Source organism: Bifidobacterium asteroides, assembly GCF_030758775.1.
Classification (GTDB): domain Bacteria; phylum Actinomycetota; class Actinomycetes; order Actinomycetales; family Bifidobacteriaceae; genus Bombiscardovia; species Bombiscardovia kimbladii.
Map to the genome: position 1 here is coordinate 1,825,476 of NZ_CP132384.1, position 25,793 is coordinate 1,851,268.

At 62.0% G+C, this 25,793-nt stretch carries 19 protein-coding genes and 2 pseudogenes; 5 read left to right on the top strand and 16 right to left on the bottom strand.

Annotated features, from left to right (window positions below; all coding sequences use genetic code 11):
* Positions 1-9 precede the first annotated feature (9 nt).
* Complete coding sequence (locus RAM15_RS07495) at positions 10-366, bottom strand: chorismate mutase (protein ID WP_306221376.1); 357 nt, start codon at positions 364-366, stop codon at positions 10-12.
* Positions 367-532: 166 nt separating this feature from the next.
* Between RAM15_RS07495 and RAM15_RS07500 the strand changes: the two genes are divergently transcribed.
* The 3 genes and pseudogenes from RAM15_RS07500 (at position 533) to RAM15_RS07505 (ending at position 4,282) form a co-directional block, all read left to right on the top strand.
* Positions 533-2,209, top strand: a complete 1,677-nt coding sequence (locus RAM15_RS07500; RefSeq protein WP_306221377.1) for an RCC1 domain-containing protein — start codon at positions 533-535, stop codon at positions 2,207-2,209.
* A 78-nt stretch (positions 2,210-2,287) separates the two neighbouring features.
* Positions 2,288-2,368 (top strand): annotated as a pseudogene (locus tag RAM15_RS08565) (hypothetical protein); the annotation flags it as partial.
* Positions 2,369-2,437: 69 nt separating this feature from the next.
* The gene (locus RAM15_RS07505; protein ID WP_306221378.1) at positions 2,438-4,282 is read left to right on the top strand and encodes an RCC1 domain-containing protein; all 1,845 of its coding nucleotides are present in this window, start codon (positions 2,438-2,440) and stop codon (positions 4,280-4,282) included.
* 162 nt (positions 4,283-4,444) lie between these two features.
* Here RAM15_RS07505 and rho read toward each other — a convergent pair whose 3' ends face one another.
* A complete protein-coding gene (rho, locus tag RAM15_RS07510) occupies positions 4,445-6,301 on the bottom strand; it encodes a transcription termination factor Rho (RefSeq protein WP_372338655.1) in 1,857 nt (618 codons plus the stop codon).
* 221 nt (positions 6,302-6,522) lie between these two features.
* On the opposite strand from rho, the gene RAM15_RS07515 reads away from it, so the two are divergent.
* Complete coding sequence (locus tag RAM15_RS07515; protein ID WP_306221380.1) at positions 6,523-7,185, top strand: TetR/AcrR family transcriptional regulator; 663 nt, start codon at positions 6,523-6,525, stop codon at positions 7,183-7,185.
* A 61-nt stretch (positions 7,186-7,246) separates the two neighbouring features.
* On the opposite strand, the gene RAM15_RS07520 is transcribed toward RAM15_RS07515, so the two are convergent.
* The 11 genes and pseudogenes from RAM15_RS07520 to rmuC all read right to left on the bottom strand — a co-directional run bounded on the left by RAM15_RS07520 (position 7,247) and on the right by rmuC (position 18,708).
* Positions 7,247-8,836: an NAD(P)/FAD-dependent oxidoreductase gene (locus RAM15_RS07520; RefSeq protein WP_306221381.1), complete on the bottom strand. Its 1,590-nt coding sequence runs from the start codon at positions 8,834-8,836 to the stop codon at positions 7,247-7,249.
* 138 nt (positions 8,837-8,974) lie between these two features.
* Positions 8,975-9,289 (bottom strand): DUF2469 domain-containing protein, encoded by a 315-nt coding sequence (locus tag RAM15_RS07525; RefSeq protein WP_015022511.1) that lies wholly within the window; start codon positions 9,287-9,289, stop codon positions 8,975-8,977.
* The gene (locus RAM15_RS07530) at positions 9,286-10,452 is read right to left on the bottom strand and encodes a GNAT family N-acetyltransferase (RefSeq protein WP_372338683.1); all 1,167 of its coding nucleotides are present in this window, start codon (positions 10,450-10,452) and stop codon (positions 9,286-9,288) included. Before RAM15_RS07530 ends, RAM15_RS07525 begins: the two co-directional genes overlap by 4 nt.
* Positions 10,453-10,583: 131 nt before the next feature.
* Positions 10,584-12,086, bottom strand: coding sequence for an Asp-tRNA(Asn)/Glu-tRNA(Gln) amidotransferase subunit GatB (gene gatB, locus RAM15_RS07535; protein WP_024626926.1), 1,503 nt, complete (start codon positions 12,084-12,086; stop codon positions 10,584-10,586).
* Between the two features lie 24 nt (positions 12,087-12,110).
* Positions 12,111-13,664: an Asp-tRNA(Asn)/Glu-tRNA(Gln) amidotransferase subunit GatA gene (gene gatA, locus RAM15_RS07540; RefSeq protein ID WP_306221383.1), complete on the bottom strand. Its 1,554-nt coding sequence runs from the start codon at positions 13,662-13,664 to the stop codon at positions 12,111-12,113.
* Positions 13,665-13,668: 4 nt separating this feature from the next.
* Positions 13,669-13,965: an Asp-tRNA(Asn)/Glu-tRNA(Gln) amidotransferase subunit GatC gene (gene gatC, locus RAM15_RS07545; protein WP_015022515.1), complete on the bottom strand. Its 297-nt coding sequence runs from the start codon at positions 13,963-13,965 to the stop codon at positions 13,669-13,671.
* Between the two features lie 43 nt (positions 13,966-14,008).
* Entirely contained in the window at positions 14,009-14,998 is a 990-nt protein-coding gene (locus RAM15_RS07550) for an ABC transporter permease subunit (protein ID WP_306221384.1), read from the bottom strand.
* The gene (locus RAM15_RS07555) at positions 14,995-15,975 is read right to left on the bottom strand and encodes an ATP-binding cassette domain-containing protein (protein WP_306221385.1); all 981 of its coding nucleotides are present in this window, start codon (positions 15,973-15,975) and stop codon (positions 14,995-14,997) included. The genes RAM15_RS07550 and RAM15_RS07555 overlap by 4 nt, the downstream gene beginning before the upstream one ends.
* Positions 15,939-16,643: a TrmH family RNA methyltransferase gene (locus RAM15_RS07560; RefSeq protein ID WP_306221386.1), complete on the bottom strand. Its 705-nt coding sequence runs from the start codon at positions 16,641-16,643 to the stop codon at positions 15,939-15,941. Before RAM15_RS07560 ends, RAM15_RS07555 begins: the two co-directional genes overlap by 37 nt.
* A complete protein-coding gene (locus RAM15_RS07565; protein WP_306221387.1) occupies positions 16,640-17,317 on the bottom strand; it encodes an orotate phosphoribosyltransferase in 678 nt (225 codons plus the stop codon). The genes RAM15_RS07560 and RAM15_RS07565 overlap by 4 nt, the downstream gene beginning before the upstream one ends.
* A 37-nt stretch (positions 17,318-17,354) precedes the next feature.
* Positions 17,355-18,708, bottom strand: a pseudogene (rmuC, locus tag RAM15_RS07570) (DNA recombination protein RmuC).
* A 174-nt stretch (positions 18,709-18,882) separates the two neighbouring features.
* Between rmuC and RAM15_RS07575 the strand changes: the two are divergent.
* Positions 18,883-20,946 (top strand): P-type ATPase, encoded by a 2,064-nt coding sequence (locus tag RAM15_RS07575; RefSeq protein WP_306221388.1) that lies wholly within the window; start codon positions 18,883-18,885, stop codon positions 20,944-20,946.
* 76 nt (positions 20,947-21,022) lie between these two features.
* Here the strand turns inward: RAM15_RS07575 and clpB are convergent, their stop codons facing one another.
* The 3 genes from clpB to RAM15_RS07590 all read right to left on the bottom strand — a co-directional run bounded on the left by clpB (position 21,023) and on the right by RAM15_RS07590 (position 25,662).
* The gene (clpB, locus tag RAM15_RS07580; RefSeq protein ID WP_306221389.1) at positions 21,023-23,806 is read right to left on the bottom strand and encodes an ATP-dependent chaperone ClpB; all 2,784 of its coding nucleotides are present in this window, start codon (positions 23,804-23,806) and stop codon (positions 21,023-21,025) included.
* Positions 23,807-23,967: 161 nt separating this feature from the next.
* Entirely contained in the window at positions 23,968-24,783 is an 816-nt protein-coding gene (locus RAM15_RS07585) for a fumarylacetoacetate hydrolase family protein (RefSeq protein WP_101432943.1), read from the bottom strand.
* 66 nt (positions 24,784-24,849) lie between these two features.
* A complete protein-coding gene (locus RAM15_RS07590) occupies positions 24,850-25,662 on the bottom strand; it encodes a YggS family pyridoxal phosphate-dependent enzyme (protein WP_306221391.1) in 813 nt (270 codons plus the stop codon).
* Positions 25,663-25,793: the final 131 nt, after the last annotated feature.

Here is a 25,793-nt window from a genome sequence, read left to right on the forward strand (position 1 = left end):
TGGATTTCCTCAGTGTGAGTTGGCCTGATCGGCCAGCCGTTCATGGTCGCGCTTGGCGGCATCGGCCACCAGATGCAGATAGGCCTCAGCCAGATCCGGGTCCAGCCCGTAATCATCAGCCTTGTTTCGCAAGGTAGCTATTTGTGTGCTCTCCCGGTGCATATCCGCCGAGGCGAATCCTGCCTGAGCCTTGAGCAGCCCGATGCGGTGGGTCACCCTGAACCGTTCGGCCAGCATGGCGACAACGGCGGCATCGATGGTGTCCACATCGGCACGCAGTTCCTCCACCTGGCGGGCAGCCTGGGCCTGTGGACCCCCGCTCTGCACCTGGTCATCGATCACTGTTTCCATCTTCGCATCGCTCATAAAATACCAGTCTAATCAAGCGCCATAGGCGACTACGACAAGCCCTGCCACCACTGTGACACTGGTGTTATTGTAGTGGATGGGATTATTGACTCTTGGGGAGAGAGTCTCGTTCGTCTACACCTGCCTATACAAGTGCCGGACGCATGGGGGAGGATGCCTTCACATGAAGATGGTACGTATTCGTCGCGTCACACTGCTCATCAGCCTCTGCTGCGTCTTGGTTGTCTGCAGCATGCTCGGCCTGCAATTCGGTCAAGCAGCGCCGGAATCCAATGAGACCGCAGTCGGAACTCAGGGAACTGGAGCAATTGGTGCTGGAACCAATACTCCCGGACAGATTCCTTCGGTTTCCCCCGGTCCGTCATCGTCGCCGTCGGGCGTGCCCACCCTGTCCAATGGCTCTGGTGCGGCGGCAACAGGAAAATCGGCGCCTGCCGCCAGCACATCGCCCACCTCACCGTCTTCGCCCGGCACAGCAGGTTCCTCGGAGCCGACCTCAACCGCCTCTTCCCCATCGAATACCACTAACCACACAGTCACTTTCGACTACAACATGCAGTCTGCAACTCCGACAACTTCGACTGTGGCTGATGGCGCCCAGGTTGCGCGCCCCAGTCCTGAACCCACCCGCCGAGGATTCGTTCTCGAAGGATGGTTCGCAGGCAAGGTAGCCTATGACTTCTCCGCACCTGTGCATGCGAACCTAACCCTGAAAGCCAAGTGGGCCCGCGCCGACCAGACCTGGACCATGCAACCGCAAGAGGGACCAGAATCAGGAGGCACCGGAGTGACCCTTACCCCGCCTCCACCCTCCGGTGTCCGTTTCAGCCAGGTCAGTGCAGGCATCCGGCTTTCACTGGCCTTAGGGTCGGATGGCAACGTCTACGCCTGGGGCTTTAACCGTGCTGGTCAGCTGGGCGATGGCACTATTGTCAACAGGTCGACACCCATAAGGGTGCCTAGGCCCGAAGAGGCCCGCAATGACAAGGATTTTCGGTTCGTCAGCGTCAACGCTGGTCAGTTCTTCAGCATGGCCCTGGACAACCATGGCACCCTCTGGTCCTGGGGGTACAACTATCTGAAGACCTTGGGCAACCCCAATGTGGCTGACAGCGGTATGCATGACTACTCAGAATATCTGGTCAAGGTGATGCTGCCTGAAGGGGCGCCGGCCGGATTCACCTACAAGGCCGTCAACGGTAATTACAACCACACCCTGGCCTTAGGATCAGATGGCAACGTCTATGGCTGGGGCTCCTGCAGCGAAGGAGAGACCGGCCACCACGATTGCGACGACACATGCGACTACAAGCCCAGCCTCATCCAGGGATTCGACAAGAAACACAAAATCGTCGCCCTACAGACCGGACTGAACTACTCCACGGCTCTGGACGACGCTGGCACGGTATGGTCATGGGGAAGCAACCTTGACCACCAGTTGGACCCATCCGCCGGCGCGGTCGTTGGTAACGATAAGCCGATCAAGATTTACGGCCTTGACAAGGTCCATGTGGTGGCCATTGCAAACGGCTTCGCAAACACCCTGGCCCTGGATGACCAGGGAAGGGTTTGGACCTGGGGTATGAATAAAGCCGGCCAAATCGGCAACGGATCAAGCCCCAGCAAGACCGATATATTCAAAGACCCGGTCCAGGTCAGCTTCCCGCAGGGGACCAGAATCACTGCCATCACTAGCGGCGGCAATTTCTATCTTAGCCACGCCATGGCTCTGGATTCCGACGGCAATATCTGGGCCTGGGGCGACAACAGCTACGGACAAATGGGCGACGGCAAAACCTCTGCAGCAGACAGCCCTCAGACCACTCCGGAACGCTTGTAGGATCCGAAACTTGCCGGCCGACACTGGATCAGCATCGACGCTGGCGAGGAGTATAACCTGGCTATCTGCGACGACGGCCTGACCTACAGCTGGGGACGTGACGACGAGGGCCAGCTGGGTCAGGGCACCAGCGGCGATGCCGGCCATAACCGGCCCTCCGCGGTCGCCTTCCCCTGGCCGGCAAAACTGACCGGACTCAAATTCGACACAACGGATATCACCACCGGGATGAAGGCGCAAAAGAACGGGACCTGGACGGCTACCACCCCGCCGCACGCACCAGGGCTGGTGGATGTGGCCCTGGCGTGGACTTTGAACGATCAAGAACAGACCCAGGTCCACCTGCCCTTCCGCTACCTGGCGCGCCGGGTGACCGTAACCTTCCAGTCGGAGAGCGATTCACCGGCACCACCCAGCCAGAGTCTGGAAGCGGGAGAGCGGGCAGTCCGCCCCAGCGCTGATCCAACCAAGGCCGGCTGCCGCTTCGACGGCTGGTTCCTAGGCAAAACCGCCTACGACTTCTCCAAGCCAGTCACCAGCTCCATGACGCTCAAGGCCCACTGGAGCCCTGAGAATCAGAACTGGAGCATGACCCCGGACCATGGAACCGAGATGGGCGGGACGAAGGTCACCCTGACGCCGCCAGCCCTGCGGGGCATTCGCTTCAGCCAGGTCAGTGCCGGTTCCCACTGGTCCCTGGCCTTAGGGTCCGATGGGAAGGCCTACGCCTGGGGCAAGAACAACAGCGGCCAGCTGGGCAATGCGAACATCGCCAAGGGCGGCACCAGCACCATGCCGGTCCGAGTGGACATGCCTGAGAAGGCGGAGGCCAACTTCGTCTTCACCCAGGTCAGCGCGGGCCGGGATTATGGCCTTGCTCTAGGTTCCGATGGAAAGGCCTACGCTTGGGGCAACAACGACATTGGCCAGCTGGGCGACTCCACCCTGAATGCCCAGGGCCGGCCCCATCTGGTACCTGGTCTGCCTGACAAGATCCGGTCCATCAGCGCCGGCGGCGGACATGCCTTGGCTCTGGATTCCCAGGGACGAGTCTGGTCCTGGGGCGCCAACCAATACGGTCAGCTGGGCCTGGATAACGCCGGCGGCGATACCGTCTCGCCAGACGGGCGAACCAGCCCTGCCATGGTGACCGGAATCCCGGCTACTACAACGGCAATAAGCGCCGGAAGCCGGTATTCACTAGCCATGACCGTGGATGGACAAGTCTACGCCTGGGGCACCAATGATTCCGGCCAGCTGGGCGACGCCTCCCTGCCAGTGAGCGCTGGCGGCGCCAACCCCACGCCGTCTGCCGTTCAGGGATTGACGGGCGAGATGAGCGCCATCAGCGCCGGAGACCACCAGGCTCTGGCCCTGGATTCCCAAGGACGCATCTGGACCTGGGGACAGGTCAAGGGCGAGAACAAGAAAACCCCTGCCCTATTGACCCTTCCCGACGGACTGCCGACGGGATTTGCCATTACACAGATCAGCGCCGGCACCGGAGCATCCTCCGCCCTGGGCTCCGATGGACAGATCCTGACCTGGAGCAATGCCGCAGAAGGCACAGATCCCGCATTCTTGGCCAAACCCGAGGACGTGTCTGCAGATTTCAGCTTCACTGCCGTCAGCACGGGCGACCCGAGCTCATTGGCCCTAGGCTCCGACGGCCTGGCCTACGGATGGGGTGCCGACGATTCCGGCCAGCTGGGCGACGACCAGTCCGGACCGGACCTGAACAGCAAGACGCCACAGGCTGTTGTGATCAGAAGCCTGGTTAAGACGGTCACCTTCGCCGGACTGGCTACAGAGGGAACCCCGCAGTACCAGAACGGCACCTGGTTGGCAATCACTCCTCGTTACAGGCCCGGGCAGGTGGATACCGTCATTCAATGGAGCCTGGTAGGCGTGGATCAAAAGGATCAGACCCTGCCCTACACCTACGACCAGTTGGCTGTCCTGCCCCTGACCGGCAGCACTGGCGTGATTCTGCTGATCATAGCTGGCCTGCTGGGCATGGGAGCCGCCATGGCTGCCAGATTCCATCGGCGGGAGAACAAAATGGCAGCATGACAGGGGCAGGGACGACACTATGAAAAAACCTGGGCTGACAGGCTTCGAGTAGATCATCGCCCTAAACAACTGTCTTGTTTCGCCACTGCTTATGCATTGGGCCCTATCCACGAACTGAATCGCGGATAGGGCCCAATAAACATGTCAGGCGTCAGGCCCGAGTCACTTCTGAGCCAGCATGGACTGGTTGATAGCCGACAGGAAGTCCCGGTTGGTGGCCGTCTTCTTCAGCCTGGGTACCAGAGTCTGGTAGGCCTGCTCGGTCTCCATGCCGCCCAGGAGGCGACGCAGCCGGTAGACCACAGCCAACTCTTCGGGCGCGGTGATCAGCTCCTCGCGCCGGGTGCCGGAAGCGTTGATGTCGATGGCGGGGAACATACGCTTGTCGGCCAGGTCCCTGGTCAGCCTCAGCTCCATGTTGCCGGTGCCCTTGAACTCCTCGAAGATGACCTCGTCCATCTTGGACCCGGTTTCCACCAAGGCCGATGAGATGATGGTCAGGGAGCCGCCGTTCTCGATGTTGCGGGCGGCGCCGAAGAAGCGCTTGGGCGGGTAGAGGGCCTGAGCGTCCACGCCGCCGGAGAGGATGCGGCCGGAGGCGGGAGCCGAGATGTTGTAGGCGCGGGCCAGACGGGTCATGGAGTCCAGCAGGACCACCACATCCTGCCCCAGCTCCACCAGGCGCTTGGCCCGTTCGATGGCCAGCTCGGCCACGGTGGTGTGATCGCTGGCTGGGCGGTCGAAGGTGGAGGAGATGACCTCGCCCTGAACCGTGCGCTCCATGTCGGTGACCTCCTCGGGCCGTTCATCCACCAGGACCACCATCAGATGAACCTCGGGGTTGTTGGCGGTGATGGAGTTGGCGATGGACTGCAGGGTCAGGGTCTTGCCGGCCTTGGGCGGCGAAACGATCAGACCGCGCTGGCCCTTGCCGATGGGGGCGACGATGTCGATCAGGCGACCGGTGATGTTCTTGGGCTGGGTCTCCATCCGCATACGCTCCTGCGGGTAGAGGGGGGTCAGCTTGTTGAAGTGAGGGCGTCCTGCTGCATCCTCCACGCTCATGCCGTTAATGGTGTCGATGGCCTGCAGAGGAACGAATTTCTGGCGCTGATTGCGATGCTCGCCCTCGCGAGGAGGACGGATGGATCCGTGCACGGCATCGCCCTTGCGCAAGCCGTACTTCTTGACCTGACCCATGGAGATGTAAACGTCGTTGGGACCAGGCAGGTAACCGGAGGTGCGCACGAAGGCGTAAGAGTCCAGCACATCCACAATGCCTGCCACGGGGACCAGATCCTCGGGCTTGAAGTTCTCCCTGGGCTCATAGTCACGATCCCGGTTGCTGCTGCGGTGGTTGTTGCGATTGCGTCGATCGTTGCGGTCATTGCGATCGCCCCGGTTTCGACGATCATAGCCGTTGTGCCGGTAGTCACGCCCTTCATCGCCGCGATCCTCGTAGCTGCGCCGACGAGGACGGTCATTACGTGAGGGCAGTGCTGCCAGAATGTCGTCCAAATTTCGCACTGAACCGGAGCCGGAGCCTTCGCGCTCCTCGCCATGCTCACGCTCGTTCCGGCCACGGTTGGTATGGGAGCCCCGGGATGAATCCGTGTTGCGGTGACGCCGCCGGGATATGACCACGTTCTCCTCGTCGGCCACGGTATGGGGGAAGCGGTTCCGGTGCTCGCTATGGCCGCTCTTATGATCGTCAATGCCCAAAACATCGAAGAGGTCTCCGACAGGACGATCATCCTTGGATTCCTTGGTCTCCGTGGACTCCTGTCCGCCTTCCGCGGAGGACTTCGCCTCCTGGTTTGTCGGCTGCTGCTGATCGGCGGCCTGGCCTCCCTTGGCCACGGCGGCCGCAGCCTTGGGCTTGCCAACGGTTACTCCCTCAGGGGCCTTGCCGCCCGAGCGTGCCGCCTCGATCGTCTCGATCAGGACCGGCTTGCGCATGCCGGAAATACCGCGCAACCCCAGCTGCCTGGCCAATTCCTTGAGTTCGGGCAGCTTCATGGAATGAATATCTTGGCTTGTTGCCACTGTTGTAATGCCTTTCCTTCGCTATGCCTAATTCGGCTAGGCAAATAGCTTGAGAATAGTGCGGGGGTACCGCTCATGAAAATTCGATGCCGACTCGGCTTATCGAACTTCCATAAGCCTACAACGAGTGCCCGACCGGTGCAAGGAACAGCCTGCGTGTCCAAAATTTATGGATAAGCCTCTAGACTGGGCATATGAATGACCGATCATCTCTGCGTGAACAACGGCGGAGCGAATTCGTAACCACCGCCATGCGGGTCTTTGACCGGAAAGGTGCTGCAAACACCTCCCTGCGCGACGTAATCCACGCCATGAACCACGGCAAGGGCGTGGGCATGAGCGTTTTCTATTACTATTTCAAATCCAAGGACGACCTGATAGATGCCTGCGTGCGCACCTATCTGGCCTCCTACGTGGACCATGTGGTTGACATTCTGCAGGATTCTGACCTGAGCGTCCAAGAGGCGCTGGACGACATCTGCCCGCATCTGATACGGGCCATCTGGAAGATGGACGTCATCTTCGCGGACAAGGCCAACTGGTACAGCTACCTGAGCACCAACAGCAACGTGATGGAGGGCTTCGTCAGGCAGATCATCGACCCTTTGACCAAGGCTCTGGACCGCTGGCTGGATCGGGGCGACCTGCCGCAGACCCAGCTGATCCAAACAGCCAGCACCCGCACTGTAGCCTGGCTGATGGCCGACGGGCTCTCGTCCATCGTCAGCAACGGCAGAGGACCCGCCGGACACCCGCAGATCAGAGAGGTGGTCCGCCAACGTGTCCGCGAGAGCGTAGCCTTCTTCTCGCAGCTTCTCGGCCTGCCACTGAAGCCCCCAGCCATCGCCCTGTCATAAAATGACCAAGCCCCCGACACTGCAGTCGGAGGCTTGGAAGAAAACGAAGGCTGAGGTTTGCCTACTTCTCCTCGTGGTAGGACTTCTCGGTGTTGACATTCCAGACGTTGGTCTTGTCAGTACGCCCCGATTTGATGTTGGCCACAGCTTCCATGGATGTGGCCATGGAGTGATCCTGGTTGTTGTAGTGGTGCTGACCGTTGCGGCCCACGCAGTAGAGGTTGCCGAAGGAATCCAGCCATTTGACCAGCTCCGGCATCTGGGCATAGGTGTCGAAGTAGGCCGGATAAGCTTTGACCACCCGCTCCCGGTGCGAGTCCAGCACGTCGGCAGGACCGTTGATGATGCCCATCCGGGTCAGCTCCTTGATGGCGAAATCAGTGGTCTCCTGATCGCTCATGCTCCAGAAGTCGTCGCCCTCCTTGCAGAAGTACTCCAGACCGATCCAGACAGTGCCGTCCACATTCTTGACCATGTAGGGACTCCAGTTGTTGAAGATCTGGATGCGGCCCATTTTGTAGCCAGGGTCCTGCACATAGATCCAGCAGTCGGGGACGATGGGCGGATCGCCCAAGGTCTTGATGGAGGTGGTGTTGCGGATGCGCAGGTGGCGGACCAAAAGGCCAACGGTCACGAAGTCGCGGTAGGGCAGGCCCTGAGCCACCCTGACCATTTCCTTGTCGGTGGAGGGCTCCTCGTGGGCGATGGCCTCGACCAGGTCCTTGATGGGCATGGAGGAGATGATCTGGTCAGCTTGCAGAGTCACTTCCTTGCCATCAGCGTTGCGATAGATCACTCCGGTCATGTGGCCTTCGCTCTGGGTCAGTCCGATCACACGCGCATCGGTGATCACGTGGACCCCGTGCTCGACATTGCGACGCTCCACGGTCTCCCAAAGCTGGCCTGGACCCAGCTTGGGGTACCAGAACTCCTCGATCAGGCTTGTCTCGACCTGATGGGCGTCGCGCTTCTTGGGCAGCAGCTTTTGGAAGGCGTTCTTGAGCACGCCCATGATGCTGAGCCCCTTGACCCGCTGGGCGCCCCAGTCGGCGCTGATCTCACGGGGGTGGCGGCCCCAAAGCTTTTCGGTGTAGCCCTCGAAGAACATGGAATAGAGCTTGCGACCGAAGCGGTTGATATAGAAGTTCTCCAGGTTGTCCTCAGGCAGCTTGTGGACGACGGACTTCAGATAGCTGAACCCGGCCTGCATGGTCAGCTTGAAGCCCATGGCCTTGAGTGTGTTGGGCGTCAAGGAGATGGGATAGTCGAAGAAGTGGTGGTTCCAGTAAATCCTGGAGACGCGATGACGCTTGAGCATGACCCGGTCCGTCTTCTCCGGGTCGGGGCCGCCGGGCTCCAGATCGTGGTGGCGGCCCAGTTTTTTATCGTCATAGGAGGGCGCGCCCTGCAGGGGCAGGACCTCCTTCCACCAGTCCATGATCCGGTCATCCTTGGAGAAGAACCGGTGGCCGCCGATATCCATGCGGTTGCCGTTGTGCCGAACCGTGCGTGAGATGCCGCCAAAGGCGTTAGTGGCCTCCAGCACAGTGACGTCATAGCGCTCGTCACCGCCGTCCTTGACCAGTTCCCATGCCGCTGTCAAGCCGGCGGGCCCTCCGCCGATGACGATCACGGACTGCTTGCGCTCCATGCCAACCTCCTGAAAACCATATAAAATCATCACCACTGTATCCGGATCGTCCCCAGTCAGAAGCTGCTGAAGGACTTCCCTCACGAATTCCCGCCATTGCGTGGAACAAACGTGATGATGCTCGCCCTTACGCGACGCTTAACCCAGTGAATCAGGGATATCGATGTCTGTCTTCTGCACTTCCTCCACATTGACATCCTTGAAGGTGACGATCCGGACGTTCTTGACGAACCGGCTGGACCGGTAGACATCCCAGACCCAGGCATCGGTCAGCCGGACATCGAAGTAGACGTCCTGCCCCGCGGATCGGACGTTGAAGTCCACCTTGTTGGCCAGGTAGAACCGCCTCTCAGTCTCGACTACGTAGGTGAACAGCTTGATCACGTCCCGGTACTCGCGGTACAAGGCCAGTTCGGCGTTGGTCTCGTAGTTGTCGAGATCCTCAGCACTCATCGACTACCTCCATTCGCGCGATCACGGCCATGGCCAAGCGTACGCCACCAGGCGCGTTTGGATCTCTTGGCCTCAGACGACCCATAGGCCCAATCCGATGCCGTATGCTCCTCGCCAGACTGCCCGGCAACAGACTCTTTGGAACCGGACTCCTCCCCCGCATCCTCAGCGTCCGTCTGACCAGGACCCGCCTTCTCATCATTCCTGCCATCAGGTCCTGCATGGCCATCAGCAGATTTTCCTGAATGCAAACCACTCTTCGGGGCCAGACTGATCTGTTCGCTTGATGTCCGCGAATCCTGAGATGCCGAGGTGGACTCTTTAAACTTGGCTTCGCTTATGCCGCCATCCTCATCCGCTGCGTATCCGTGTGCAACAAGGGCTTCGGCCACACCAGGATTTTCACGGATGACATGCATGCCGAAAGCATTCAGAGAACGAATGGGATCATACTCGTCAACCAAGGCGTCCATGACGATCTGATCCTGGTACTTGCCGTTCTCGGCGTCCCAGAGCGCATCACGGGAGGTGCCCGAGATCATGAATCCCAGGGACTGGTAGACGGAGATGGAGCGTGTGTTTTTCTCTGGCACAGCCACCCAGATCCGGTGCAGGCCCAGACCCGTAGGAGCGGCAGCGTACCCGTAGGTCATGATTCTGGGCATGGCATCCCGGGAGTAGCCGCGCCCGCGGAAGTGCCTGCCCAGGACCACCTGGATCCTGGCTGAGCGCGACCAGCCGTCCACGTCGATCAGGAAGATCATGCCGATGACTCCCTTGGTGGCATCGGCATCGGGCGAGCCATCCTGGTCGGTGTCCGCGTCAGTGACCATGGCCCAGGCCAAGGTGCGGCGGGACTCGGGGTCGCCCACACCGGAATCACGGGCAGCCAGACCCTTGGACCAGGCCACCGACCTACGCACCCAGGCGTTGACGACGGCTCGCTCGGCGTTCGGTCCCTTACCGGTGATGCCAGTGGAATTGTAGAAGGCCTCCAGCTGATCCATTGCCGTCAGATCGGCGATGACCGCCGGACGCAGGTGCAACATCTCGCCCCGGATATAGGGGATCTCGATTCGGTCGGGCAGCTGTCGGCTCGCCACATCGTCAGGTCTCTCAGCTTGCGTTTGCGGTCGGTCATTGCCCCTGCCGCTCATAGACATCACGTCACCTCCATGATCGCCACCTTGCGATGGCAATCAATTGTAATCCCTCGCCCCTGGGAAAACCATGAGAAGCCGGGCAGGTCCGCCGGTCTGAGCCCGATGGAATCAGGCCGGCGGACCGGGCCTGATCAGGACTTAGCGATGCGCTCCATGACGATCTTGCTGACTGCCTTGGCATCGGCCTGACCTTTGGTAGCCCGCATGACCGCTCCGATAATAGCGCCCATGGGCTTCATATTGCCGCCCTTGAGCTTGGCCACGATGTCCGGATTGTCCTTGAGGGCCTGATCGACGGCTGCATCCAAAGCCCCGTCATCCGAAACCACCTGGTAACCGTGCTTCTTGACGACCTCGGCCGGCTTGCCCTCGCCTGCCAACACGCCGGAGACGGTCTGCTTGGCCAGCTTGTCATTGAGCTTGCCGTCAGCAATCAGCTGCTCCACCTCAGCGACATCCTGAGCCGAGATGGGCAGCTCCTGCAGACTGACCCCACGGGCGTTGGCTTCGCGCGAAATCTCGCCCAGCCACCATTTGCGGGCTCCGGCAGCCGTGGCGCCGGCCTTGACCGTATCCTCGATCAGATCCACGGCATCGGCGTTGACCGCATCCTGCATTTGCCGGTCGGTGAAGTCCCACTCCTTCTTGAGACGGGCGCGGCGTTCGCGCGGCATCTCAGGCATCTGGGCCTTGAGCTCTTCAATATGATCCTTGGTCACATGAACCATGACCAGGTCAGGGTCGGGGAAGTACCGGTAATCGTTGGCATCGGTCTTGACCCGGCCGCCGGCAGTGGTCTGCGTGGACTCATCCCAGTGGCGGGTCTCCTGCAGCACCTCCCCGCCGGACTCCAGCAGGGCGGCCTGACGGCGGATCTCGTAGGTCAGCGTCTTCTCGATGCCCTTGAAGGTGTTGACATTCTTGGTCTCCGACCGGGTTCCCAGAGGGGCGTCCGGCCCGGCGTGCAGGGAAACGTTGACATCAGCGCGCATGTTGCCCTGCTCCATCCGGGCGTGGGAGATGCCCAGGGCCCGGACAATGTCTCTGATGGCCCTCACGTAGGCCCCGGCCACCTCGGGGGTACGTGCCCCGGCGCCCTCGATGGGCTTGGTCACGATCTCGACCAGGGGGACACCGGCACGGTTGTAGTCCACCAGGGAGTGGTCGGCGCCTTCGATGCGGCCGTCTGCCCCGCCTACGTGGGTATTCTTGCCGGCGTCGTCCTCCACATGGGCCCGCTCGATGGGCACACGGAAAATGCTGCCGTCGTCCAGCTCCACGTCCAGATAACCCTCGCCATTCAGGGGCTTGTCATACTGGGAGATCTGATAGTCGCGGGGCATGTCCGGGTAGAAGTAGTTCTTCCTGGCGAACTGGCTCCACTCGTTGACCTTGCAGTGCAGAGCCAGGCCCAGCTTGACCGCATAGTCGATGGCGGTCTTGTTGACCACCGGCAGGCTGCCAGGCAGGCCTAGGGAGACCGGGGTCAGCTGGGTGTTGGGCTCGCCGCCGAACTCAATATGAGCCGGGCAGAAGAGCTTGGTGTTGGTGCAGAGCTCGACATGGACCTCCAGGCCGAACACCGGGTCGTACTTGGCCACGGCATCGGCGTACTTCATCAGTTTTTCAGCCATTATGATTCCGTTTCCTTCCGATGCCTACTTGGTCGAATCCTGAGCCAGGCCATCCAGCCAGGGGGTGGACAGCTTCTTGGAGATGGGTCCGCCCCACTGCTCCTCCAGGGCCGCCTCAAGAGCGGCGGCAGGCCGGTACATGACCTCGTCGCGCATCTGGGGGGCGAAGAACTGGAAGCCTACAGGCAGCCCGTCGTCGCTGAGCCCGGCGGGAATCGACATGGCTGGAGTGCCAGCCAGATTGGCCGGAATGGTGGCCACGTCGTTCAGGTACATGGCCAACGGGTCGTCCATCTTCTCGCCAAAGCGGAAGGCCGTGGTCGGCGACGTGGGCGAGACCAGGACATCGGCCTGCTCGAAGGCCTTCTCAAAGTCGCGGATGACCAGGGTGCGGACCTTCTGGGCCGAGCCGTACCAAGCGTCATAGTAGCCAGCAGACAGGGCGTAGATGCCCAGGATGATCCTGCGCTTGACCTCGTCGCCGAACCCGGCTTCACGGGTGGCAGCCATCATGTTGGCAGCCGTCTGGGGGACGCCCTCGGGGGGCATGACCCGCAGGCCGTAGCGCATGCCGTCGTAACGGGCCAGGTTGGAGGAGACCTCGGAAGGCATAATGATGTAGTAGGCGGCCAGCGCGTAGGGGAAGTGCGGGCAAGAGACCTGGACCACCTCGGCGCCCATGGATTCCAGCAGCGAAACGGCCTCGTTGAAGCGAGCCTCGACGCCGGGCTGATAGCCCTCGCCGCCCAGCTCCTTGACCAGACCCACCTTGAGGCCCTTCAGATCGCGCTTCTGACCCTGACGAGCAGCCTGTGCCAGAGGGGGAACCGGCTTGGGAATGGAGGTGGAGTCTCGGCGGTCATAGCCACCGATGACCTCCTGCAGCAGGGCTGCGTCCAGCACTGACCGGGAAACCGGGCCAATCTGATCCAGAGAGGAGGCCATGGCGATGGCCCCGAACCTGGAGACGCCGCCGTAGGTGGGTTTGACACCCACGGTGCCGGTCAGGGATCCGGGCTGGCGAATGGATCCACCGGTGTCGGTGCCCAGGGCCAGCGGAGCCTCGAAAGCGCCGACAGCCGAGGCAGAGCCGCCGCCTGAACCGCCCGGGACCCGCTCGGTGTCCCAGGGGTTGTGCGTGGTCTTGAATGCTGAGTGCTCAGTGGAGGAACCCTGGGCGAACTCATCCAGGTTGGTCTTGCCCAGAATGGGCATCCCCGCGGCCTTGAGCTTCTTGATGACGGTGGCATCGTAAGGCGGCACCCACCCCTCAAGGATCCTGGAGGCGGCCGTAGTGGGGATGCCCTCGGTGACGATCATGTCCTTGATGGCAATGGGAACGCCAGCCAACTCCGGCAACCCCTCGGTGCCTTCACGAGCCAGACGCTGGTCAAAGGCATCGGCCTGCTCCAGGGCCCGATCGGCGCTGACCTGCAGAAATGCATCAATGCTGGGCTCGGCAGCCTCGATCACATCCAGATGAGCCTGGACCAGTTCACGGCTGGAGACCTGCCCAGACCGCAGCTGTGCGGCCATGTCGGAGGCGGATTGCTTGACCAAATCTTCCTGTGCGCTCATCGTCTCACTCCTCACCCAGAATGCGCGGGGCCACAAACATGCCCGACTCGGTGACCGGGGCCCCCGAAAGGGCAGCCTCCTGGGTCAACGGCTCTTCAGCCTCATCGGGGCGCAGGTAGGCTTCCAGAGGAATGGGATTGGCAGTGGGGGGCACATCATCGCCGGCCACCTCCTGGACCTTGGTAATGGAATCGGCGATCACATTGAGCTCGCCCTTGAGGCGGTCGGCCTCCTGATCGGTCAAGGCGATTCGGGCCAGATCGCCCAAGTGCTTGATCTCTTCACGTGTAAAAGTTGGCATACCACTTATCATATGGGTGCTCTATGACACGCAGAAGACAGGGTCAAACGATGTCTGCGCGCCGGAAGACCAGGGTTCCCAGAGCACAGCACAGGGCTGTCCAGACCATCATGATCAGGCCCGCCTGCCACCAGGTCGGCCACCATCCGATGCCTGCTTCTGGCGCCCAGCCCAGACCTGAGAGGAAGGTGCCCAGCAGACTGGCGGGGGTCAGCCTGAAGAGGGTCTGCAGCCGGCCGGCATGAGGGATTAAACCCCGCAGAAGGCACAGAATCAGCGGCAGGACCACAGTCAGCCCCAAGAACAAGCCGATCCCGCCGGCCTTGGATCGACTCAAGGCTCCCAGACCCAGGCCTATCAAGGCAAAGAGGACCAGCATGAGCGGACCACCCAGCAGATCAATCAGCGCAAGCCCAGGCTTGCAGGCGGGCAAGGCGCCGGATTTGCCTGGCAGAAGCAGGGTTGCCAGGATCCAGCCAAACAGCAGGCCCACCTGTGCCGCCAGCCAAGTCAGCAATGCCAAGGCAAGACCCTTGGCCATCAGGACCATGCCTCGACGAGGGTTGGCCGTCAGCGTGCTCTCAATGGTGTCGCCGGAAAACTCGCGCGTAAGGACCAGAACCCCCAGAATGCCCGCCATGATCATGGCCGGAAACAGGCCGGAAACAACGGCCAGCCAGAAAACGTCATTGGAAGCAGACAAAAGATGGGCTGGGAAGTCATCGATCTGCCGGTCCAGGCCAGCCAAGACCCTGGTCGCACGAGCCATCAGGCCGGTGCTCAACGGCTGCAGCAACGTGATGATCAACGGCAGGACCCAAGTCGATCGCAGGGAGAACATCTTGCGCAGCTCCCCTCGGACCGCCCCGGAAAGGGTCAACTGACCGGATGGACGACGCGAATCCAGGAAGGGCAGCCCCGAGGTTCGACGCAGCCGAGTGAAGTCGGAACCATGCCGTGGAGTTGCGTAATCAGTTCCTGCGGGTACCTCTCGCCGGCTCCGACGGGCTCGGCGACCGTTGTCGGCACTCATGGCCGTGCCTCCGGATCACTCTGCCGCGCATCCTTTCTGCCGTGGATGACGTCCTTGTAGGCCTGCTCCAGGGAAACCTCCTCCTGCTGAAACTCGTAGAGCACCACACCCTCCTGGGCCAGAATCGAGGCTGTGGAAGCCAGAGGCGCACCCTGGATGCGGAAGCGGACGGCATCCGGAGGACAGTTCTTGTCTGGGGGCAGACGGGTGATGCTGATTCCGGCAGCCGTGGCCAGGGCGGCCTTTAATCGGTCAGGCTGCGGCGTCACCGCATAAATGGAGTCACGGGAGTGCTCACCGATGAATCGGGCCACGGTCGTTCTCTCTAAGATCCGTCCCTTGGCGATGATGACCAGATCGTCAGCGATTTGAGCCACCTCGTCAATCTTACGGGAGCTTAGGAGGACTGCCTTGCCCTGTAAGGCGAGGCTGCGGCAGATATCTCTCACCCGGTCGGCTCCCTCCGGATCCAGACCGTCAAGGGGATCATCCAGAACCAGGTTGTGCGGCTCACCCAGCAGGGCAGCGGCCAGGGCCAACCGCTGACTCATCCCCAGAGAAAGGGATCCCGTCGGCCTGTCGGCGACCGATTGCAGACCGACCATCTCAAGCACTTGGTCCACCCGACGATGATCAATGCCATTGACCGCAGCCAAGGCCAGCAGGTGATCCCTGGCCTTGCAGGCAGGATGGGCGTTGCGTGGATTCAGTACCGCTCCCGCTGTCCGCATGGGCGATGAAAGCCGGACGAAGGGCTGGCCATCGAACAGGGCCCTGCCTGCATCAGGGCGAACCAGCCCCAGAGCGATGCGCAGGGTGGTCGACTTGCCAGCGCCTTTAGGCCCCACAAGCCCAGTCACCCGACCGTCCCTGGCCGTGAAAGAGACACGGTTCAGTGCCTTGTGGGAGCCGTAGCGCTTGGTCAGCGAGTCGACGACAATCATGAACCCGCCACCCCGGCATGCTGGCAGATCCATGAGTGCATAGCTACGGCAGCCGCAGCCCCGGCGTTGATGGAGCGCACCGATCCGAACTGGGAGATGTAAACCACATCGTCCGCCAGCTCCAAGGCCTTCTCGGACAGCCCCGGCCCCTCGGCGCCGAACATGAGCAGACAGCGACGGGGAAAGCGATAGGTCTCCATGGGGACGGCCCCGGGGACGTTGTCGATGGCGATCATGCGGGGGGTGGACTCCCCCTGCCCGGCCGCCTCTTCTCGCAGGGTGGCCGTCATGGTTGCTATGTCGGGGTCGTGGACCACATGCTGGTAGAGCTCGGTCATCAACGAGCCCTTGCGGTTCCATTTGTGAGGACCGACTATATGGACGCGGCGGGCGGCGAAGGCGTTGGCGGTTCGGACCATGGAGCCGATATTGAAGTCGTGGGTCCAGTTCTCCACAGCTACTTCGAAATCATGACGGCCCCGGCGATCCAAGTCGTCCCGGATGGCCTCTACCTTCCAGTAGCGGTATCTGTCCAGGACATTGCGGCGATCCCCTTGATCCAGCAGTTCGCAGTCATAGCGCGGGTCCGTCGGCAGGGGCTGCTCAGGATGCTCTTCCTGCCAGGGGCCGACCCCCACCTGGCGGAAGACCGGCTCATCTGAGGCCATGGCCGCTCTGGTCACTGGATCAGGCTCCCTCATGATCGCTCCAGGGAATCGTCAGCCGCGCCGACGAACTGATCCTCCTGGTAGGCGCAAATGAAAGGCAGCCGTTGCCGGGATCCGTCCACCGGATCGACCACCTGAATGCTGCCATCGGTCCGGCCACCCACCAGAGATGCGATGGCCAATGTCTTTGCACCCTGCCGCTGGATGATCCCGCAGTCAAGATTGAGCTCGTTGTTCTTGTCCAGGGTGACCAGGGATGAAGTCTGCACGTAGGATTTCCTGCCCAGCCAGGCATCCAGCAGGATGACCCGCCTGCCCTCGATGGATGGGCCCTTGATGGAGGGGTAGACGAAGTCCATGACGAAAGCGTCCAGATCCTGACCGCGTGAGGCTGCGGCATGGAGCATGGCATCGGCCAGCGGCACGGCAGCGGCGGTCAGGGCTCCGACTGCATCGAAATCATCGACTGAATAGCCCGCATCTTCCAAAGTATCCAAAAGAACATGCCCGGCCAGTTCAGCCCCGCGGTGGTGGAAGGTGACCCCGCTGAGCTCGGTGAAGGGACGCCCACCGATCTCCTGGGCCAGGAGTTCGCGCAGCTGATCGACCGGCTCAGGCAGGTCCGTTCCAGATTCGCGCCCAATCAGATCCGGCGACCCGGTGGGCCTGAAGGATGAGCCCTCTTGTCTCTTCGTTGCCTCATTCATGCTTATCACACTAGCGCCGGAGGCCCCTAAGCGGCACTCACTGCCCTTGGTCGGAAAGAACCTCCGGGGCAGTCAGCTCCCTGATGTTGCCCTTGTCCGAATCGATCATGTCGACCGAATCGATGACCTTGGCAGGATCCATCTGCTGCAGCTTGCGGGCAGTGACCAGAACCCGCGACTCCAAGGAGGAGGCGAACTTGTTGTAGGCAGTCACCGTGGCAGTGATGGAGCGCCCCAATTTATTGGCACGATCGCCCAGCACCACAAAGCGGTCATAGAGCTCGTGGGTGAGCGTGAAGAGGGTGCGGGCGTCCTCGGACAGGTTCTGCTGCTGCCAGGCGTAGGCCACCGACTTGAGCACAGCCCAGAGGGTCACCGGCGAGGTCAGGGCCACCTTTTGGGCAAAGGCGTCGTCCATCAGGGTGGGATCCACCTCCAGGGCGGCCTGCAGAAGGGAATCGTTGGGAATGAAGGCCACCACGAAGTCCGGGGCCGTTTCGAAGGCGTTCCAGTACTCCTTGTCGGCCAAGGCCTTGACGTGCTCGCGCAGGGCCCGGGCATGCGCCTTGAGCAGCTCGTCCCGGCGGTGCAACTCGTCATCCGAAGCGGTGTCGGGGATCTCCGCAGGCCCGCTGGTAGTCGGAATAGGGGGCCTTGGCATCAATGGGAATGGTCTTGCCGCCGGGCAGGTGGACCACCATGTCGGGACGCAGAACACGTCCATCCGAGGCGGTGACCACCACCTGGGTGTCAAAGTCCACATGCTCCAAGAGCCCTGCAGACTCGACGATATTCCTGAGCTGAGCCTCGCCCCAAGCGCCGCGCACCTTGTTGTTGCGCAGGGCCGAAGCCAGGGAGCTGGTCTCCTTGTCCAGCCTCCCCTGCTGCTCGCCCAGACTCTTCAGCTGCTGTCCCAGGGAGCCCATCTCCTGCTTGCGGCCCTCCTCGATCTGGGCCACCTTGTGCTGGAGGGCGTCCAGGTTCTTCTGTACAGGAGCCAGGGCCGAGAGCACCTTGCTCTGCTCCTCCAGATTCTGAGCCTGCCTGCGCCGTTTCTCCTCCTCCTGCGCCTGGGCACGGCGGCGCTCCTGCTCGATTCTGATCTGCTCGGCCTGCTGGGCCTGGGCCAGCTGGGATTTGACGAAGGAAAGCTCTCGGTTCAGGCCATCCACCTTGGTCCGCGCCTCCACCAACGCCGCCTCGGATCCATGGAGCCGATCCTGGGCCTGATCCAGCTGCGAGCGCAGCTCATCCACCTGGCTATCAGACCCCATGCCGACGGCCCTGCGGCCCTGGGTGCGACCCAGCGCATACCCGGCCAACCCTCCCAGGACCATACCGATCAGCAGGAGAAGCACCACCATGACCACTGATGACGTAGAATCGAACATATGTTCTAGTAAACCCCCAAGGCTGGACCCCGGGGCCCCCGGCCCGGCAGGCTGTCGACGGCAGTTCGAAAATTCGTTTTTTCCGCAAGGAATCGGCCTTGAAGCCAGTGCCAGGCCCCGATGACGGGCAGAATAGAGAATATCAAGGGGTTGGAGCAAGACCGAAGGAGATCCGTGGGTATCGATATCTTCCTGGCGATAGCCGATCTGGTCGTGGCCTGTGCGGTCACCTGGCTGATCATCTGGTACTTCCTCATGCCGTCGGCTCATGTCCGTGACCAGAATGCAGGCGCAGGCTCTCCTGCCAACCGTCCCTGGCACGATCCCGAGGATTGGGGCCGGTGGGGGGCCGATCTGGACTCGCGCAGCCACCGTCTGCTCAGGCCGACCATCGTCAGCGCCCTGCTCACCGCGCCCGTCCTGGTTCTGGATCTGTTCGATCGTTTCGGCCCCGATTTGATACCCTCTTGGCTGACCAGCCCCTGGGTGCAGGCTATTCTGATAACCCCAGTCATGTTTTACTGCGGCCGGGGAATACTCATGGACGGCTGGAAGGCCATGACCGAGCACCGCTGCAGCTCCGACCTCCTGGCCATGCTGGCCACAAGCCTGGCCTACCTGTACAGCCTGGTCACCTGCCTGGCCGGATCCCAGTTGCCGGAGGGCTCCCGATCCCCCTACTTCGATCTGGTCGGCGTGGTCATCACCCTCCTCTTGCTGGCTCGGGTCATCGGCACCAGAATGGAAGCCTCCCTGGTGGCCTCCTTGAACCACCTGACGGAGATCCGCCCAGATTCAGGCCTGGTGGCCGATCCCGGGCATCCGCAGTCAGTCCCCGCTCAGATCCTTGCACGTGACCGCATTCGCCCTGGCGATCTGCTTCTGGTCCGAACAGGTGAACGGCCTGCTGCTGACGGAGTTGTGGAATCCGGATCGGCCCTGGTGGACGACAGCGAGCTGACAGGTGGCGACAGACCCCGGTCATGCGGCCCCGGCGACCGGATTCTGGCCTCCAGCAAGATTCTGGAAGGTCGCCTGTCCATCCGCGTTGATGCCGTCGGCGACAACACCTACGCAGCCAGGCTCGCAAAGATCATTCCCCAGGCCCTGGTCGAGCGATCCCCCGACATGCGCAGGATGGATCGGATCGTCCACACAGCCATCGCCATGATCATGATCCTGGCTGTCTGGGCCTTCATGCTCTGGCTCATGCTGGGTCCGCAGCCCCACCTGGCCCACGCTGTAGGCAATGCCGTCTGCGTACTGACCATCGCCTGCCCTGCCGTCGCGGCCATGACCATCCCCATGGCCTTCCGAACCAGCCTGGAGACGGGCCTGGCCCACGGCCTGCTCTTCACCTCGCCACGAGCCATGAACCGTCTGGGCCGGGTGCGGACCCTGATCCTGGACGACTCCTCTCTGCTGGATCCCGATGACTCGGAGGGCCAAGGAGTGCATACGGAATCCCTGACCCGAACCGCCACCCATCTACGCGCCCTGCGGGTAAGTAGCCTGATCCTGGACGGGAGCCGCCAGCCGGACGACAGGATCGAGCGTGCAGCCCGTCAGGCAGGCGTGGATATGTTGATCACCCAGCTGACCCCCGAGCGCAAACGCGAGTGCATGGATAGGCTCAACCACGACCTGACCCGGACCAGCAGGGGGGTTCCGGCGGATCGGACTGGTCAAAACGCCACCTCCACCCTGGAACGGGGCCGAACAAGCCTAGTGGCTTTGGCAGCTGCGACAACCGCTGATCATGAGCTGACAGACAAGGCCCGAGTAAGCATCGCTCTGGGTCCCCAATTTCAAGCAGATGCGGAGGGTACAGACCCGATGCAACCGGATCTAATCCTGCACCAGGACGACCTGGACGGAACCGGCAGGGCCATAGAACTGAGCCGGGCCACGACCCAGGTCATCAGGCAGAACCTGATCTGGTCCACTGTCTACAACATCATCGCCCTGGTCGTTGCCACCGGAATTTGCCAGCCTTTCCTTGGCTGGATGCTCAACCCCATGATCGCGGCAGCAGCAGGGGCCCTGTCCACCATTCTGGCCATGCTCAACATTCGTCGTCTACACCGGCTGCGGCACCTGCGCCGTCGCTGGCTACACCTCGCCCTGATCGACACGGACCAACTTCCGACAGTCGCGGCACGACGCCCCCAGGTCATCGTCGACAGCCAGTGGGAGTCCATGCAAGAGGGCAAGGATCCGGCGGCCGCTCTGCACTGAATCCATAAGGGCACAGTCTGTAATACAGAAAGGGTCGGCACCCGGAATTATCCCCGTGTGCCGACCCTAATTGATCTCAGTGAGACTGGGCCTGATCCTGATCGTCGCCACGAGCGGCATGACGGCCACGGCCACCATCACGTCCGCCATCGCCGGCATCAGCATCGGCATCGCCATCAGTTGTCACATCGTCGACCGTGACCGAGTCATCGACCAGATTCTCGGTGGGCCAGGCAGTCAGCTCCAGGTGGTCGCCACCGGTCTGATCCACCAGAACCGTGTCGCCGTCGTGGACCTTGCCGGCCAGCAGCATCCTGGCCAGCTGATCGCCAACCTCGGTTTGCACCAGCCGACGCAGGGGACGAGCGCCGAAGGCCGGGTCATAGCCCATGTTGGCCAGCCACTCCCGGGCGGAGTCGGTGACATCCAGGGTGATGCGCCGATCAGTCAGCCGCTGGGCCACCTGCTTGACCTGAATGTCTACGATGGAACCCAGCTCGTCGCGGGTCAGCGGGTGGAAGATGACCAGGTCGTCCAGCCGGTTGATGAACTCGGGCTTGAAGTTGGCGTGTACGGCATCCATGACGGCCTTGCGCTTGCCCTCCTCGTCCAGGTCGTCCCGGACCAGGAACTGCGAGCCCAGGTTTGAGGTCATGATCAGGATGGTGTTCTTGAAGTCCACCGTCCTACCTTGGCCATCGGTCAGCCTGCCGTCGTCCAGAACCTGCAGGAGCAGGTCGAAGACCTCGGGGTTGGCCTTCTCCACCTCGTCGAAGAGGACCACCGAGTAGGGCCGCCTACGCACGGCCTCGGTCAGCTGACCACCCTCCTCGTAGCCTACGTAGCCGGGAGCAGCACCGATCAGACGAGAGACCGAGGCCTTCTCCATGTACTCTGACATGTCGATGCGGACCATGGCCTTCTCGTCGTCGAAGAGGAAGTCGGCCAGAGCCTTGGCCAGCTCCGTTTTGCCCACGCCGGTGGGGCCCAGGAACATGAAGGATCCGGTGGGCCTGTCAGGGTCGGCGATGCCGGCACGCGAGCGCCGGACCGCGTCGGATACTGCATGGATGGCCTCCTGCTGGCCGACCACCCGCTTGCCCAGGTAGTCCTCCATATGCAGGAGCTTCTCGTTCTCGCCCTCCATGAGCCGTCCTACGGGAATCCCGGTCCAGTCAGAGACGATCTCAGCCACGGAATCCGCATCAACGTGGTCGGGAACCATGGGCTCCTGGGCTGGGCCCCCGGCGATGTCAGCCCCATCGGGACCAGCATCATTGGCGGCGTTCTTGGCCTGCTCGGCCGCGTTCTCCGCCTGGGCCAGCTGCTTGCGAATGCCGGGGATCTCTCCATAGAGGATGCGGGAGGCCTTCTCCAGGTCGCCCTCACGGGTGGCCTTGTCGGCCTCGACCCTCTTGGCATCCAGCTGGGCGCGCAGGTCGCCGACCTTGTTATGGCCAGCCTTCTCATTCTCCCAACGGGCCTTGAGACCCCCCAGCTTCTCACGGGAGTCCGCCAGCTCGGCCTGCAGCTTGCTCAGCCGGTCCTTGGAGGCAGGATCATCGGCCTTCTTCAGCTGCATCTCCTCCATCTCCAGACGGGTGACGCGGCGTTGAAGCTCGTCGATCTCCTCAGGCTGGGAGTCCAGCTCCATCCTCAGGTGGGCAGCGGCCTCGTCAACCAGATCGATGGCCTTATCGGGCAGCTGACGACCAGAGATGTACCGGTTGGACAGCGTAGCTGCCGCGACCAGGGCATCATCCCCGATGGTCACCTTGTGGTGGGCCTCGTAACGCTGCTTGAGGCCACGCAGGATGGCCACGGTGTCCTCCACGGAGGGCTCGCCCACGAAGACCTGCTGGAAGCGGCGCTCCAGAGCCGGGTCCTTCTCGATGTTCTCACGGTACTCGTCCAGGGTGGTGGCGCCGATCAGGCGCAGTTCACCCCTGGCCAGCATGGGCTTGAGCATGTTGCCTGCGTCCATGGATCCTTCGGCCGCACCAGCTCCGACGATGGTGTGGATCTCGTCGATGAAGGTGATGACCTGACCGTTGGCGCTCTTGATCTCATTGAGGACGGCCTTGAGGCGCTCCTCAAATTCGCCGCGGTACTTGCTGCCAGCCACCATGGAGCTCAGATCCAGGGAGATCAGCCTCTTGCCCTGCAGGGTGGTGGGTACGTCGCCGGCCACGATGCGCTCGGCCAGACCCTCGACCACAGCGGTCTTGCCCACACCGGGCTCGCCGATAAGGACCGGGTTGTTCTTGGTCCGCCGGGACAGGATCTGCATGACACGACGAATCTCCTGGTCCCTGCCGATGACCGGGTCCAGCTTGCCCTCCTTGGCCTGGGCAGTCAGATCGGTGGAGTACTTCTCCAGGGCCTTGTAGGTGCCCTCGGCATCCGGGCTGGTCACCTTGGCGCCGCCGCGCACCTGGGGCACGGCCTTGCGCAGGGTATCGGCCTGCAGACCATTCCGGTTCAGAATATCGGCGGCCTGCGAGGGACCCTGAGCGATGGCAATGAGCAGATGCTCGGTAGAGACATACTCGTCCCCCATGGCCTGCATTTCCTTCTCCGCCTGGGCCAGGGCCATGCTGAGCTGACGGCTGGCATCGGGCTGCGAGGCCGTGGACCCGCTGGCGGACGGCAGAGCCACCAGGGCCTGACGGACCTCTGCTCCGACTCGTTGGCTGTCACCACCAGCGGCCTGGATCAGTCCAGGCACCACTCCGGACTGCTGACGCAGCAGAGAGTCCAACAGATGGAGCACATCCACCTGGGGGTTGCCAGCCGCCGAGGCCGACTGGATAGCATCGCCTATGGCCTGCTGGGCCATGGTGGTGAAGTTTTCGTTCATAGAGCATCCTCCAACATTCTTCGGCGGGGGCTGCCGAAACACTCGACCAGACCCCGTCACGGGTTCATCTGTCTTCTACAACAGCAGAAGGAGGACACCTATTCCCAAACTTGAGCCCATTCGACTCAAGTTTTTGACTTGCTTGTTGCTCCTCTTATTCGCTACTCGTCGATGACCACATTGCGCAGGTAGCCGATCCCCTCCACCTGGACCGTGGCCTCGTCCCGGTTTTTCAACGAACCTGTGGCGTTAGGGGTACCGGTCATGATGACATCGCCGGGCAGCAGGGTGGCGAAGCTGGAGATGAAGGCGATCTGCTCAGGAATGGAGTGGATCAGGTTCGCGGTGGTGCCGCTGGCCTCGGGCACCTCTTCCCCGTTGAGCTTGAAGGAGATCTTCGCATCCCGATAGTCCAGGTCGGTCTCGATCCAAGGCCCAAGGGGGCAGGCGGTGTCAAAGCCCTTGCAGCGGGTCCACATAGGATCATTCTTCTGCAGGTCGCGCAGGGTCACATCGTTGACGCATGTGTAGCCCAGCACATAGTCCATGGCCTCATTGACGCTCACTTTCCGTGCCATCCTGCCCATGACGACGGCCACCTCGGGCTCGTAATTCATGTCCTTGCTGTAGGAGGGCTTGACGATGGGGTCGTCAGGGCCAATGACCGAGGTGGAGGGCTTCATGAAGAGCATGAGCTTTTCCGGTGGTTCCGGGTTCGAGGACTGGCCATGCTCGGCCATGTAGGCGGCGTGGGCGCGGTAGTTCTTGGCTGCCCCGTAAATCTTGGAGGGGATGACCGGAGCCAGCAGCCGCACATCCTCGTCGTCCAATGGGTAACGCTGGCCGGTGGGTTCGACCTGCTGGCCGGTCAGGGGGTAGCCGCTCAGCTCGACCAGGTAGTCCTTGCCGTCCTGCTTGTCAGTTTGGACGAAGGCGTATCGTGGGGTGTCCTTGTAGGAAAAACGCGCGATTCTCATAGGGCACAGTCTAGCCCCAGGCCGGGCCTCTTGACAGGTTCGGGTCCTGAAACAGACAGCAGTTGGTCAGATAAAAGCCCGAGGGCCGAAGATGGCTGTGCCTACACGGACCTCGGTCGACCCCTCGGCCACCGCACACTCCATGTCTCCGGTCATGCCCATGGACAGCATGGTGCAGGTGTCCGTGCCCGGCTCCCCCGAATCCCTGATGCGGTCTCGCAGGCCGCGGAGATGGGCGAATCCGCTCCTGACGACGGCCTCATCATCCACATGGGCGCCGACGGTCATCAGACCCTTGAGCCTAATCCCCTCCATACTGGCCAGCTCATAGGCCAGATCCAGGGCCTGGTCGGGAGCGCAGCCCGACTTGGCCTGCTCGCCGGACTCGTTGACCTCCAAGAGGATGCCCACAGTTCTGCCCGCCGCCAGTGCCCGCGTGGCCAGCTTTCGAGCCAGCGAGGGCCCGTCGACCGACTCGACCGTGTCGACATATGGCAGGATCTTATTGATCTTGTTGGATTGGAGCTGCCCGATCAGATGGAAGCCCACGCTGGGTGAATCATTGTCTGCCGCATCGGTGCCAAGAGCCAGTCCCCTGTCCCGACAGAGCTCCAGCAAACCCTGGGCCTTGGCGGTGACCTCCTGGGGACGGTTCTCGCCGATCCGACGCACCCCGGCATCAATGGCTGCCATGATCTCGCCCACATCGCGGGTCTTGGTGGCCGCCAGCAGAGTCACCGAGCCTTCTTTTCGGCCGGCGGAGTCCTCCGCTTTGGCGATCCTGTCAGCCACGCGCTTGACCCCATCCGCGATCTGACCCGCTCGCTCCTGGCTGATCTGCCGATTGCCCAGATCCTTGTGGTCCATATAGGCGACCATGACCCGCTACCTCCTTAAAAATCCGGAAGCCTTGACTGAGGCCATGGTAGCCAGTGGCTCATACCGGCAAGCTCACAAGCCCGGGAGAAAGCTGATGCCAGAAACGAGCAAGGAAAGCAAGGAAATTCAAA

Excerpts from the sequence above, each read along its gene's own strand:
- RAM15_RS07495 (WP_306221376.1), bottom strand. The coding sequence starts at position 366 with ATGAGCGATGCGAAGATGGAAACAGTGATCGATGACCAGGTGCAGAGC.
- RAM15_RS07500 (WP_306221377.1), top strand. The coding sequence starts at position 533 with ATGAAGATGGTACGTATTCGTCGCGTCACACTGCTCATCAGCCTCTGC.
- RAM15_RS07505 (WP_306221378.1), top strand. The coding sequence starts at position 2,438 with ATGAAGGCGCAAAAGAACGGGACCTGGACGGCTACCACCCCGCCGCAC.
- rho (WP_372338655.1), bottom strand. The coding sequence starts at position 6,301 with ATGAAGCTGCCCGAACTCAAGGAATTGGCCAGGCAGCTGGGGTTGCGC.
- RAM15_RS07515 (WP_306221380.1), top strand. The coding sequence starts at position 6,523 with ATGAATGACCGATCATCTCTGCGTGAACAACGGCGGAGCGAATTCGTA.
- RAM15_RS07520 (WP_306221381.1), bottom strand. The coding sequence starts at position 8,836 with ATGGAGCGCAAGCAGTCCGTGATCGTCATCGGCGGAGGGCCCGCCGGC.
- RAM15_RS07525 (WP_015022511.1), bottom strand. The coding sequence starts at position 9,289 with ATGAGTGCTGAGGATCTCGACAACTACGAGACCAACGCCGAACTGGCC.
- RAM15_RS07530 (WP_372338683.1), bottom strand. The coding sequence starts at position 10,452 with ATGTCTATGAGCGGCAGGGGCAATGACCGACCGCAAACGCAAGCTGAG.
- gatB (WP_024626926.1), bottom strand. The coding sequence starts at position 12,086 with ATGGCTGAAAAACTGATGAAGTACGCCGATGCCGTGGCCAAGTACGAC.
- gatA (WP_306221383.1), bottom strand. The coding sequence starts at position 13,664 with ATGAGCGCACAGGAAGATTTGGTCAAGCAATCCGCCTCCGACATGGCC.
- gatC (WP_015022515.1), bottom strand. The coding sequence starts at position 13,965 with ATGCCAACTTTTACACGTGAAGAGATCAAGCACTTGGGCGATCTGGCC.
- RAM15_RS07550 (WP_306221384.1), bottom strand. The coding sequence starts at position 14,998 with ATGAGTGCCGACAACGGTCGCCGAGCCCGTCGGAGCCGGCGAGAGGTA.
- RAM15_RS07555 (WP_306221385.1), bottom strand. The coding sequence starts at position 15,975 with ATGGATCTGCCAGCATGCCGGGGTGGCGGGTTCATGATTGTCGTCGAC.
- RAM15_RS07560 (WP_306221386.1), bottom strand. The coding sequence starts at position 16,643 with ATGAGGGAGCCTGATCCAGTGACCAGAGCGGCCATGGCCTCAGATGAG.
- RAM15_RS07565 (WP_306221387.1), bottom strand. The coding sequence starts at position 17,317 with ATGAATGAGGCAACGAAGAGACAAGAGGGCTCATCCTTCAGGCCCACC.
- clpB (WP_306221389.1), bottom strand. The coding sequence starts at position 23,806 with ATGAACGAAAACTTCACCACCATGGCCCAGCAGGCCATAGGCGATGCT.
- RAM15_RS07585 (WP_101432943.1), bottom strand. The coding sequence starts at position 24,783 with ATGAGAATCGCGCGTTTTTCCTACAAGGACACCCCACGATACGCCTTC.
- RAM15_RS07590 (WP_306221391.1), bottom strand. The coding sequence starts at position 25,662 with ATGGTCGCCTATATGGACCACAAGGATCTGGGCAATCGGCAGATCAGC.